This is a genomic window from Leeuwenhoekiella sp. LLG6367-2.1 (assembly GCF_045055775.1).
GTDB classification, from domain to species: Bacteria; Bacteroidota; Bacteroidia; order Flavobacteriales; family Flavobacteriaceae; genus Leeuwenhoekiella; species Leeuwenhoekiella aequorea.
Genome location: NZ_CP159331.1, coordinates 2,681,653 through 2,693,965 on the forward strand (window position 1 = coordinate 2,681,653; position 12,313 = coordinate 2,693,965).

Consider the following 12,313-nt stretch of genomic DNA (forward strand, 5'->3'; position numbering starts at 1 on the left):
AAATTGTACCAGATTTAAAGATTAAAATTGTGTGAGAGCAATATTATAATTTTATAAAATACTGAAAATTAAGTATTTAAATTATTAAATCTATTTGAAATTTTATTCGGTTAATAAAGTGCTCTTTTTAGAGATTTGACAATTTATTAACTAACCAATCTAATTATTGAAAATAACCTGTATGTCATTAGAAAATCAAAATACCAAAGGGCCAACACTCGTAATTCTTGCAGCTGGAATAGGTAGTCGATACGGCGGCTTAAAGCAGCTGGACACTTTTTCACCTCAAGGAGATACTATAATAGATTTTTCAATTTATGATGCGCTTCAAGCAGGTTTTAAAAAGATTGTATTTATCATAAGAGAGAATTTGTTAGAGGAGTTTAAAGAAGTATTTGAACCTAAACTTAAAGGTAAAGCATCTGTAGATTATGTTTTTCAAGAGTTAGATCGTGTACCTGAAGCGTATATAGATGACAAACGCACAAAACCCTGGGGAACGGGTCACGCCTTATTACTTACTAAAGACGTGGTAAAAGAAAACTTTGCAATTATCAATGCAGATGATTTTTATGGGAGACAATCATTTATCACAATGGCAAATGCGCTTAATGCTACAAATAGTGATTCTTACCATTTTAATATGGTGGCTTTTAAACTGAAAAATACCGTATCAGATCACGGTTATGTGTCTAGAGGGGCGTGTACGGTTTCAAAAGAGGGAAACTTAGAAGATGTCACCGAACGGACACATATAGAAAAGCAAGGTGATAAAATCTTGGTAGAAGCCGAAGATGGAGTGCTAGAACCAATGGATCCCGATACATTTGTGTCAATGAATTTTTGGGGATTTACACCTAAATGTTTTGAATTTGGCTGGGAGTTATTTAATGAATTTCTTGAAAAAAGTAAGGGAAACAGTAAAGCCGAATTTTTTATTCCTTCAGTAGTAAATGAAATGCTTCGTGCAGATCAAGTGCAGGTTGAGGTCTTAAGTACTCCTGAAAAGTGGTTTGGTGTTACCTATAAAGAGGACAAGGCAATCGCACAGGCAGAAATTAAAAAATTAAAGGATAATAATATATATCCTGTGAACTTATGGGAGTAGATAACAACCAAATTATAACTGAGGTTTTCAACGCTTTCTTGCATAATAGTTCACTAGTTGCTATTTCCGAATTTTCAAGCGGACATATTAACGATACCTATTTTATACAAACTGAAGAGCAAACAGATTTTGTTTTGCAACGTATAAATAGTGATGTATTTAAAAATGTACCCGAGTTAGTTTCTAATAAAGTGAAAATTAGCAAGCACTTAGCGTCAAAAGTTCCGCATTTAACAGAACAGGAGCTGCGCAGAGCAGTACTTACTTTTGTGCCTACTTTAGCGGGTAACTATTATCACTTGGATGCGCAGGGGAATTTCTGGAACCTTACTTACTACATAGCAGATAGTCAAAGTTATGATACGGTTACGCATAAAGAAATTGCGTATGAAGGAGGAAAACTCTTTGGGAAGTTTATTAATGACACCAGTGATTTTGACGCACGACAGTTGGTTGAAATCATCCCGGGATTTCACGATGTTCCGAAGCGACTGCAACAATTTAGAGATGCTAAAGAAAAAGCATCAGCTGCGCGTTTAGCAGAAGCAAAATCGCTAATTGAACGTGTACAAGAGCTTCAGGACGAAATGGTGCTTTTGCAGCAATTGAAAGACAATGGGGATATACCCACACGTGTCACGCACAACGACACAAAAATATCAAATGCCTTATTTAATACAGATAATTCCGGACTCTGCGTAATAGACACAGATACGGTGATGCCGGGCATTGTGCATAATGACTTTGGTGATGCCATACGTACGATCTGTAATACTGCCGAAGAAGATCAAAAAGATTTGAATCTGGTAAACTTTAATGTGGCTTACTATGAAGTCTATTTAAAAGGCTTTTTAGAAGAGCTTAATGATTCGCTTTCAGATATAGAAATTGCGTATTTGCCATTAGGAGCAAAAACGATAATCTTCATAATGGGACTACGTTTCTTAACAGATTATCTGGCTGGTGATGTGTATTACAAAACAGCTTATGATATGCATAATCTAGATAGAGCAAAAAATCAATTTAAATTGATCTCAAGTTTTGAAGCGCAATATGAAGAAATTATAAAACTGAGTAAATCTATCCATAAGGAAAAACAGATATGAAAAAATATGTAATTACTGGAGGAGCCGGTTTTATAGGCAGTCATATTGCTGAAAAATTAGTAAATGACGGAAATGAAGTTGTCGTATTAGATAATTTGCGAACCGGTTTTAAAAAGAATATAGCTCCCTTTAAGCTTCAATTTGAGCAAGTAGATATTCGGGATGAGCAAGCTGTGAACAACTATGTAAAAGGTGCTTCAGCAATATTTCACCTTGCAGCTTTAGTAAGTGTACCAGAATCTATCGAGAAAATAGGAGAATGCAATTCGATTAATGCGCAAGGAACTATAAATGTTCTGGAAGCAGCAAAGAATACAGGAGATTGTAAAGTTGTTTTATCATCTTCTGCAGCAAATTATGGAGATAATCCGGTTTCACCCAAAGTGGAGACGATGACTCCTGAACCTATGACGCCGTATTCCATCACAAAATTAGATGGCGAGTATTATCTTGATATGTACCGCAATCAATTTAATGTGCCTACAACCTCATTGCGATATTTTAATGTATTTGGTCCACGACAAAATCCGAAGTCTGCTTATGCAGCTGTTGTGCCCATTTTTATATTAAACGCTTTACAGAATAAACCTTTAGTAATCTACGGTGACGGAGAGCAAACCAGAGATTTTATTTATGTTAAAGATGTTGTAGCAGCAAACCTTCTGGCATCACAAACTGGGAAAGGAGTGTACAACGTAGCTTTAGGAAATAGTACATCTGTTCTTGAGCTGGCAGAATTTATCATAAAACTTACCAATTCAAAATCTGAAATCAAGTTTTTAGATGCCAGAGCAGGAGATATAAAGCATTCTCAGGCAAATCCTAAAAAGTTTCAGAATGAAGGATTTACACCAAAATATACTATTGAAGAAGGTTTAATCGAAACGATCGCTTTTTATGAAAGCGAATTAGTTGCACAAGTAAATAGCAATCTATAAATGGCAAATACAGCTACACATACAGCAGCACCTCAGGAATCAAAAAAAGTTTCGATTGCTATCATTGCAGGGATGTTCTTTATCCTAGGATTTGTAACTTGGATTAACGGAGCCCTAATCCCTTTTATGAAAGCTATAAACGAACTTACAGATCAGCAATCTTACCTGGTAGCTTCTGCATCTTATATATCGTTTGTAGTTATGGCTTTGCCGGCTTCTGCAATTCTAAAGAAGATAGGCTATTGTAAAGGAATGTCTTTGGGCTTATTTATAATGGGATTAGGAGCACTTGTTTTTATTCCCGCAGCCGAGGCAAGAACCTATTCTTATTTTCTTATAGGAATTTTTATTCAGGGTGCCGGTATGACTTTGCTTCAGACCGCAGTAAACCCATACATTACCATTCTAGGTCCCATAAAAAGTGCGGCTAAGCGTATCGCCATCATGGGTATTTCTAATAAAGTCGCTGGAGCATTAGGTTCTTTAATTTTTGGAGCTCTATTGCTTTCGGGTATTGAAGCTACTCAGGAGAAGATAAAAACTGTAGAAGCCGCTGAAAAATCTCTTTTATTAGATCAAATGGCAGACAGTGTAGTCTGGCCATATCTCGTAATGGCATTATGTCTATTTATTTTTGCATTTCTTATACGTAAAGCTCCGTTACCAGACTTAGAAGCAAATGAGTCTGATACACCGGGTGCAGCAACTTCTAAGAAATCTGTTCTGCAGTATCCACATCTGTTATTTGGAGTATTAGCCTTGTTTGTATATGTAGGTGTTGAGGTAATTGCAGGGGATAGTATTATTTCTTATGGTTTAGCACTCGGTTTTCCTGCAGAGCAATCTAAATTTTTCACCAGTTATACCTTATTAGCAATGGTTTGCTCTTATGGACTGGGGATATTTTTAATACCAAAATATATAGAACAACGCAACGCTTTAATAGCAAGTGCAGTTCTGGGTATAATTCTTAGTTTTTTAATAATCAATACTACAGGACTTACTTCCGTTTTATTTGTAGCTGCATTGGGAATTGCAAATGCAATGGTATGGCCCGCAATATGGCCGCTGGCACTAGATAATTTGGGTAAGCATACAAAAACAGGTTCTGCTTTATTAGTGATGGGTATTTCGGGTGGTGCATTAATTCCGCCACTCTACGGAAGATTAGTAGATACCAATAAAGAAGACTTAATTGAGGAAGGTGTGACCGCTGCTGAAGTTGCAGGTGAAGCCGCAAATTCTGGATATATTATTTTAATTCCCTGTTATCTCATTATTCTATTCTTTGCAATCTGGGGTTGCAGAATCAAAAGTTGGTCAAAAACATAAACAATAAAATTAACGAGCATGTTCACTAGTACAATAGATACCGCAACTGAGTTTGAAAAGCGATTTGAAAAGATCAATACACACGTGTTTGATAATTCCGCGAATGCGTCAAAAGCTGTAGCTCAAGAAATTAAAAAGTTAATCGAAGACAAACAAAAGGAAAACAAATCTTGTGTTTTAGGATTAGCAACAGGCTCTTCTCCTAAGGGTTTGTACGCAGAATTAGTGCGACTACATAAAGAGGAAGGCTTGAGCTTTAAGAATGTTATCTCTTTTAATCTGGACGAGTATTATCCTATGAAAGCAGCATCTATTCATAGCTATGTGCGGTTTATGAATGAACAGCTTTTTGATCACGTGGATATTCTAAAAGAAAACATTTACATCCCAGACGGCACACTTGAAAAGAATGAGATTGCTGCCTTTTGTAAAGAATATGAAGCAGCGATAGAACGTGTAGGAGGTATAGATTTACAAGTTTTAGGAATAGGAGGAAACGGGCACATCGGATTTAATGAGTCGGGATCGCTTCAAAATTCCCGAACTCGCTTAGTGGCACTCGATCACAGTACGCGTATTGCGGCTAGCAAAGAATTTGAAGGGTTGAAAAATACTCCACGTACGGCGATCACGCTGGGAGTAAACAAAATTATGGATGCTAAGCGTGTTATTCTTTTAGCTTGGGGTGAAAGTAAATCTGCAATTGTAGCAAAGGCGGTAGAAGAAGGAATGACAAATCTAGTGCCTGCCTCATTTTTGCAGGAGCATCAACAGGTAGATTTTATTTTAGATAAAGAAGCATCTTCAAATCTTACGCGTATAAATAAACCTTGGCTCGTTGAAGAAGTAGAATGGACTGATAAATTGATAAGCAAAGCAGTATTGGGTCTGGCACTTACGCTAGAAAAGCCAGTTCTTATGCTTACAGATGCAGATTACATTGAGAACGGGATGAGTGATTTATTAGCTCAGATGGGACCGGCGTATGACATCAATATTAAAATATTTAATAAGCTACAAAATACCATCACTGGCTGGCCGGGAGGAAAACCAGGTGCAGATGACAGCAAAAGACCAGAGCGTGCATTACCTGCAAAAAAACGTGTACTTATTTTTAGTCCGCATCCAGATGATGATATCATAAGTATGGGAGGGACGTTTAAGCGCTTACAAGAGCAAGGACACGAGGTGCACGTAGCTTATCAAACTTCAGGAAATATTGCTGTTGCCGATGATGAAGCCATTCGTTTTGCAAAATTTATCACAGATTATAACGAGGCATTTAATATTTCGTGTGATGAAGCTAAAGAGATTTATACAAAGAGTTTTGACTTCTTAAAAAACAAGGAAATCGGAGGTGTTGATATTCCTGAGCTTCGTAAAATCAAAGGAATTATACGTCGTGGAGAAGCACGAGCGACAAGTCACTTCGTAGGATTACCAGATAGCCAAATTCATTTTATGAATTTACCATTTTATGAAACTGGTGCGGTTGAGAAAAATCCTTTAGGTGAAGAAGATATTAATCTTACCATAGCGCTTATCGAGGAGATAAAACCACATCAGATTTATGCAGCAGGTGATCTTGCAGATCCGCACGGTACACATAAGGTGTGTTTAGACGCCATTTTTGAAGCTTTAAAACAAATCAAGCACAAAGACTTTATGAAAGACTGCTGGTTATGGTTGTATCGAGGAGCGTGGCAAGAATGGGGTATCGATGAGATCGATATGGCTGTACCTATGGGACCAGATCAAGTTATAGAAAAACGCTTTGGAATATTTAAACACCAGTCGCAAAAAGATGGAGTTGTATTTCAGGGAGCAGATAGTCGCGAGTTCTGGCAGCGTGCAGAAGACCGTAACAGAGAAACAGCAGAATTATATGATAAGCTGGGATTAGCACATTATGCAGCTATGGAAGCTTTTGTAAAATGGGAATATTAAACAGCTGATATGACATTAATTAAATCAATTTCAGGGATCAGAGGAACCATTGGTGGTAGAACCGGTGATAATTTAACTCCCTTAGACACTGTAAAATTTGCAGCAGCTTACGGCACGTGGTTAAAGCAGGAAAATGGGCAGGAGCAGATTACAATTGTAATAGGTCGTGATGCCCGTTTATCTGGATCTATGGTTAGTGGTTTGATATGCAATACGCTTACCGGTCTGGGAATAGATGTAATAGATTTAGGCTTATCTACAACCCCTACGGTCGAGCTTGCTGTAGTGCGCGAGAAAGTTCAAGGTGGAATAATTGTAACTGCTAGTCACAATCCTAAACAATGGAATGCACTAAAGCTTCTTAATCATAAAGGTGAATTCTTAAATGCTGAAGAAGGAAGCAAAATTATTGAATTAGCCGAAAAAGACAATTTTGAATTTTCTTCAGTAGATGAATTGGGGAGTTATACGGTTAACTCAAATGCAATAGATGCGCATATTGATGAGGTACTTGCGTTAGAGCATGTTGCAGTAGATGCAATTAAAGCTAAAGGTTTTAAAGTAGTTGTAGACGCTGTAAATTCTACTGGTGGAATTGCTATTCCGGCTTTACTTGATAAATTGGGCGTTACTTGTATTCCATTATATTGCGAACCTACCGGGCATTTTCCGCACAATCCAGAGCCTTTAGCCGAACATCTTACAGCCATCTCTGAGCGTGTAATTAAAGAAAAAGCAGATTTAGGATTTGTAGTTGATCCAGATGTAGATCGTCTTGCAATTGTAAATGAAGATGGGAGCATGTTTGGAGAAGAATACACACTTGTTGCCTGTGCAGACTATATTTTGGGTAAAAATCCGGGGACTACGGTTTCTAATTTATCCTCTACACGTGTACTTAATGATGTTACTGTTGAACACGGTCAAAATTATTATGCAAGCGCAGTAGGAGAGGTGAATGTGGTTACAAAAATGAAAGAAGTAAATGCAGTAATAGGTGGAGAAGGTAACGGAGGTATCATTTACCCAGAGTCGCACTACGGGCGTGATGCTTTGGTAGGTATAGCTTTATTCTTATCTCATCTGGCAGAAACCGGTAAAAGCTGTAAAGAATTGCGAGAATCATATCCGGCTTATTATATAGCTAAAGAAAAAATCGAATTACCTCCAGCTACCGATATTGATTCGTTGTTAAGTCAGATTGAAAAAGTCTATGCGAATGAAGAAATAAATACCATAGACGGTACAAAAATTATTTTTCAGAATAAAGAATGGGTTCATATGCGTAAATCTAATACAGAACCTATTGTGCGCATTTATGCTGAAAGTGCATCGCCAAAGAAGGCAGATGAACTTGCTCAATTAATGATTAAAACTATTTCAGATTTAATATAGTGTCGTTTAAAAATTCTCATATCACCCATTTTATCAGAATATCGGTAACTGTTTGTGTAGCAATATTCTTATTAGCTTATGCCATACCGTTAGATTCTGATAAAAAGATAGATAAGGGAGTGATTAAAACTTTTATAAAAGATACTATTCCCGTGGAGATCGACTTGTTATATGATACCGATTCTTTACCTGATTTATATTATAGTTACATAGAAACACCGGTTTGTGAAGAAGGGATTTGTTATGATTTAAAAGTGCACTTGTATTGGGACTTGCTGGGTAATTTTTCTAACTATGAGGAGGTGACTTCAGATCCTTTTACAAAGTATGAACACGAGTTATTTACTACTGAAGATCACCACAAGCTTAGACAGATTTTAGCCGATAAAACATCTCCCTTAGCAAATTACAAACCAGAAGAATTAGTAGATAAAAGTAAAACCCTTTATTCTCCTTTGATTGATGCTGTGGTTGGAGCTACGTATCCTGCACTAAAAAACAGTGTTGTTCCCGGGGCGGTTTATAGTACGCATACACTTTGGAATATAGTCAATGGATCACTATCTGCAGAAATCAAACAATACACAATTGCTCATCTCGATGAAGCTGTGATAAAAAAAATGGCTTTTTCAGAAAACCACGATTTACAAATGTATGCACTCCGTAATGCAGATAAAGAGCTAAAAGGATATCGGGATATTCTACTTCAACTAATTGTGAAAGGAGAAAAATATGTTCCGTATTTCGCAATTGCAAAAGTAGATCAAGCGATGTGGTCTGACGTCAACTTTCAAAAGAGCTTAATTGAACATATTGAAACCGCAGATTTTGAATTACAAAATGAAATTATAAGTGGATTGGGTTCTGTTGATTCTTCAAATCTCAGTGCACTAATCAAGCAGCACCCATTTTTGAAAGAAAATCAATATGAGAAGTTCAGTAAAATTCTTAAAAACAATATAAATGGTTTAGATAAAAATGCTCGACAGGCATTACAGAAAATAGCCACAGATACAAATAATACGTTTGCTCCATTTGCCAAACAACTATTAGAATTACGGTAAAAGAGAAAGCATTAAAATATAGAATATGAATAAAAGAAGAGGGTTTTTAAAAACATTAGGAATAGGATCTGGAGCAGTGGCTTTAGGCGGACCTATAAGTACTTTATTTGCTGCCAGTCATAGCGATTTTTCGTTTGAAGGCGATAAAACAATCAGCCCCGGTGCATTTTTAGCAAAAACGGAGGCTTATGCTAAGGTTGCTTACAATGTAGACGTTTGTATTGTAGGTGGCGGTATGTCTGGGATATGTGCAGCAATAGCTGCCGCACGTAACGGGCAAAAAGTTGTTTTAATGCAAGACCGCTCACGATTAGGAGGTAATGCAAGTAGTGAAATACGTATGCATATTTCGGGAGCAAGTCAATTAAAGCAAGTATGGAGGGAGACAGGAATTCTTGAAGAATTAGTACTTACAGAAGCTGTTACAAATCCACAACGTTCTTATGAGATGTGGGATTTTGTTCTCTATGACAAAGTAGTTTCAGAACCTAATATCACCTTGTTATTAGACACTGCTTTTTATGATGTTGAGGTAAACGATTCTAAGATTCAAAAGGTATGGGGAATTTGTTCTCCTACAGAAGAGATATCTGAAATAACGGCGACCTATTTTACAGATTGTACTGGAGACGGATCACTAGCAGCAAAGGCCGGTGCAAATTGTATGCGCGGGAGAGAAGCAAAATCTACATTTAATGAGTCTTTAGCCGTAGATGTTGCAGATCAAAAAACGATGGGTAACAGTATACTTTTTATGGCTCAGCCGCACGAGGATGCTATGCCATATACCCCTCCGGTTTGGGCACGTAAGTACACAACCAAAGATTTTGTGCATCGTAATATTGGTTCGTATGAATATGGTTACTGGTGGTTAGAACTGGGAGGTTCTATCGATATTATAGGTGATGGACAGCAGAATCGTCACGATTTGCTTGCAACCTTATTCGGAGTTTGGGATTACATTAAAAACTCAGGCAATCATCCAGAATCTGCAAACTGGGCGTTATCGTGGGTAGGTATGATCCCCGGAAAACGCGAAAGCCGTCGTATTGTAGGTCCGTATATTATGAAACAACAAGATGTGCAAGCGGCTACTTTATTTGAAGATCGCGTAGCATATGGCGGCTGGCCGTTAGATGATCACCCACCGGGAGGAATGGATACGACAGGAGATGTGCCGTATGTTTCAATTCCACTTAAAGAGCCGTATTCAATTCCGTTTAGATCACTCTTTAGCGATAATATCAAAAACTTACTTTTTGCCGGTAGAAATATTAGTGTATCTCACGTAGCGCTTTCCTCAACGCGAGTGATGGCAACCTGTGCAACACTTGGTCAAGCGGTAGGGACCGCCGCAGCCTATTGTATGAATAATAATTTGACCCCAGACAGTTTAGCAAATACATCAACAGCAATGTCTAAGTTTCAGCAATTATTATTGAAACAGGATCAGGCTCTATTGGGAATTAAAAATGAAGATGAAGATGATTTGGCTAAAAACGCCCGTGTTAAAAGTTCGTCTGAAACTTCAGATGGTAGTGCAGAGAATATTCTAGATGGTATAAACCGAGATATTGCAGACGGTAAAACTCATCAATGGCGCGCTTCTCTTGAAAATGGGGAGCAATGGATTGAACTTAAGTGGAAAAAGCCCGTACGTATAAATCAGATACAACTCACATTTGATACCGGGTTAGACCGCTTCTTACGTATGTCTCCTCAAGATTGGGTGTACAACGATCAGGTACGTGGAGCACAGCCCGAAACAATTGCAGCATACACTATCGAAGCGGAAACTAATGATGGAACCAAAAAAATTGTTGATATAGATAATAACTATTTACGATTAGCAAGTCACTCTTTTGAAGAAATAAGTGCAAAATCTATCCGTATCAATGTAACAAAATCTCACGGTGATAAGCTAGCGAGACTCTTTGAAGTGCGTTGTTATCTTGAGAATTAAAATAAGCGAATTAAAAAGTATTAAAATATAAAGACCTAATAAATGGAAAATAATCGAAGAAAATTTATGAAGTTAACCTCTATCGGAGCTGTAGGTCTGATGGGAGGTTCTATTTTAGCCCGAGAAGCTAATTTAACCTTTCCAGGTTCTAAATCTTCAGTGCCGGGTATTTCTTCATTTAATATGTCTGGCTATTCGGCACCTAAACTAGATGAAGTACGCATAGGTTTTATAGGTCTGGGAATGCGTGGCCCAGGTGCAGTGAAGCGTATGAGTCTTATTGAAGGAGTTTCTATAAAAGGCTTGTGTGATCTTCGTGAAGAAAGTGTTTTAAAATCTAAAGCCTTATTAGAAGGTACTAAGCATAACCCCGATTTATATTCGGGTAGTGCCTATGCCTGGAAAGAAATGGTAGATCGCGATGATATCGATTTAATTTACATCGCTACTCCCTGGGACTGGCATACGCCAATGGCTGTCTATGCTATGGAAGCAGGAAAACACGTTGCTGTAGAAGTGCCTGCCTCAAAAACCATTGACGAAGCCTGGGAACTGGTAGAAACTTCAGAACGTACTAAAAAGCATTGTATGATGCTTGAAAACTGTTGCTATGACTTTTTTGAGTTGCTTACTCTCAATATGGCTCGTCAGAATTATTTTGGAGATATTATACACGGGGAAGGAGCCTACATTCACAATCTGCTTGACCTTAATTTTGATAAAGAAGAAGGTTACCAGGGTATGTGGCGTCTGGAAGAAAATGCTACACGCAACGGAAACTTATATCCTACTCACGGTTTAGGTCCTATTTGCCAGATTATGAATATTAATCGTGGGGACCGTATGGATTACTTAAATTCTCTCTCTTCTGCAGATTTTGATATGCAGAAGCGAGCAAAACAGCGAGCAGGTACAGATCCATTTTTTTCTGATTATGCAAATAAAAATTTCAGAGGAAATATGAATACAACGCTCATAAAAACTAAAATGGGGAGAAGTATTATGGTACAACATGATGTGAGTTCGCCAAGACCCTATTCACGAATTCATATGGTAAGCGGCACCAAAGCTTTTGCTCAGAAATGGCCTACACCCGGTAAAGTAGCTGTAAACGATATTTGGCTTACCGAGAAAGAAATGGCAGGTATTGAAGAGAAATATACTCCCGAACTAGTCAAAAAAGTAGGAAACCTTGCTAAAAAAATAGGTGGCCATGGAGGAATGGATTTTATAATGGACTGGAGGCTTATTGATTGTTTACGCAATGGTTTACCTCTTGATCAAGATGTGTATGATGCAGCACTGTGGAGTTCTGTAGGAACTTTAAGTGAACAGTCTGTAGCAAACAGATCTAACTCTGTCGATGTTCCAGATTTTACAAGAGGCAACTGGAAATCAAATAAACCCGTAGATATAGGTTTACAGGGAGCGGGAAACACATCAGTAAATTATAAATAGAA

General features: G+C 37.7%; 9 protein-coding genes. All 9 read left to right on the plus strand.

Annotation, left to right across the window (positions count from 1 at the left end; all coding sequences use genetic code 11):
* Positions 1–181 precede the first annotated feature (181 nt).
* The 9 genes from ABVM53_RS12090 to ABVM53_RS12130 all read left to right on the plus strand — a co-directional run bounded on the left by ABVM53_RS12090 (position 182) and on the right by ABVM53_RS12130 (position 12,311).
* Positions 182–1,108 (plus strand): NDP-sugar synthase, encoded by a 927-nt coding sequence (locus ABVM53_RS12090; RefSeq protein WP_405326359.1) that lies wholly within the window; start codon positions 182–184, stop codon positions 1,106–1,108.
* Complete coding sequence (locus ABVM53_RS12095) at positions 1,099–2,214, plus strand: phosphotransferase enzyme family protein (RefSeq protein ID WP_405326361.1); 1,116 nt, start codon at positions 1,099–1,101, stop codon at positions 2,212–2,214. The genes ABVM53_RS12090 and ABVM53_RS12095 overlap by 10 nt, the downstream gene beginning before the upstream one ends.
* Entirely contained in the window at positions 2,211–3,152 is a 942-nt protein-coding gene (locus tag ABVM53_RS12100; RefSeq protein WP_405326364.1) for an NAD-dependent epimerase/dehydratase family protein, read from the plus strand. Before ABVM53_RS12095 ends, ABVM53_RS12100 begins: the two co-directional genes overlap by 4 nt.
* Positions 3,153–4,484 (plus strand): sugar MFS transporter, encoded by a 1,332-nt coding sequence (locus ABVM53_RS12105; protein ID WP_405326367.1) that lies wholly within the window; start codon positions 3,153–3,155, stop codon positions 4,482–4,484.
* An 18-nt stretch (positions 4,485–4,502) separates the two neighbouring features.
* Positions 4,503–6,431, plus strand: coding sequence for a glucosamine-6-phosphate deaminase (gene nagB, locus ABVM53_RS12110; RefSeq protein WP_371456113.1), 1,929 nt, complete (start codon positions 4,503–4,505; stop codon positions 6,429–6,431).
* Between the two features lie 9 nt (positions 6,432–6,440).
* Positions 6,441–7,826: a phosphoglucosamine mutase gene (gene glmM, locus ABVM53_RS12115; protein ID WP_405326371.1), complete on the plus strand. Its 1,386-nt coding sequence runs from the start codon at positions 6,441–6,443 to the stop codon at positions 7,824–7,826.
* Positions 7,826–8,890 (plus strand): hypothetical protein, encoded by a 1,065-nt coding sequence (locus ABVM53_RS12120; RefSeq protein ID WP_405326374.1) that lies wholly within the window; start codon positions 7,826–7,828, stop codon positions 8,888–8,890. The genes glmM and ABVM53_RS12120 overlap by 1 nt, the downstream gene beginning before the upstream one ends.
* Positions 8,891–8,915: 25 nt before the next feature.
* Positions 8,916–10,853: an FAD-dependent oxidoreductase gene (locus ABVM53_RS12125; protein ID WP_405326377.1), complete on the plus strand. Its 1,938-nt coding sequence runs from the start codon at positions 8,916–8,918 to the stop codon at positions 10,851–10,853.
* 66 nt (positions 10,854–10,919) lie between these two features.
* Positions 10,920–12,311, plus strand: coding sequence for a Gfo/Idh/MocA family protein (locus tag ABVM53_RS12130; RefSeq protein ID WP_405326380.1), 1,392 nt, complete (start codon positions 10,920–10,922; stop codon positions 12,309–12,311).
* Positions 12,312–12,313: the final 2 nt, after the last annotated feature.

Excerpts from the sequence above, each read along its gene's own strand:
- ABVM53_RS12090 (WP_405326359.1), top strand. The coding sequence starts at position 182 with ATGTCATTAGAAAATCAAAATACCAAAGGGCCAACACTCGTAATTCTT.
- ABVM53_RS12095 (WP_405326361.1), top strand. The coding sequence starts at position 1,099 with ATGGGAGTAGATAACAACCAAATTATAACTGAGGTTTTCAACGCTTTC.
- ABVM53_RS12100 (WP_405326364.1), top strand. The coding sequence starts at position 2,211 with ATGAAAAAATATGTAATTACTGGAGGAGCCGGTTTTATAGGCAGTCAT.
- ABVM53_RS12105 (WP_405326367.1), top strand. The coding sequence starts at position 3,153 with ATGGCAAATACAGCTACACATACAGCAGCACCTCAGGAATCAAAAAAA.
- nagB (WP_371456113.1), top strand. The coding sequence starts at position 4,503 with ATGTTCACTAGTACAATAGATACCGCAACTGAGTTTGAAAAGCGATTT.
- glmM (WP_405326371.1), top strand. The coding sequence starts at position 6,441 with ATGACATTAATTAAATCAATTTCAGGGATCAGAGGAACCATTGGTGGT.
- ABVM53_RS12125 (WP_405326377.1), top strand. The coding sequence starts at position 8,916 with ATGAATAAAAGAAGAGGGTTTTTAAAAACATTAGGAATAGGATCTGGA.
- ABVM53_RS12130 (WP_405326380.1), top strand. The coding sequence starts at position 10,920 with ATGAAGTTAACCTCTATCGGAGCTGTAGGTCTGATGGGAGGTTCTATT.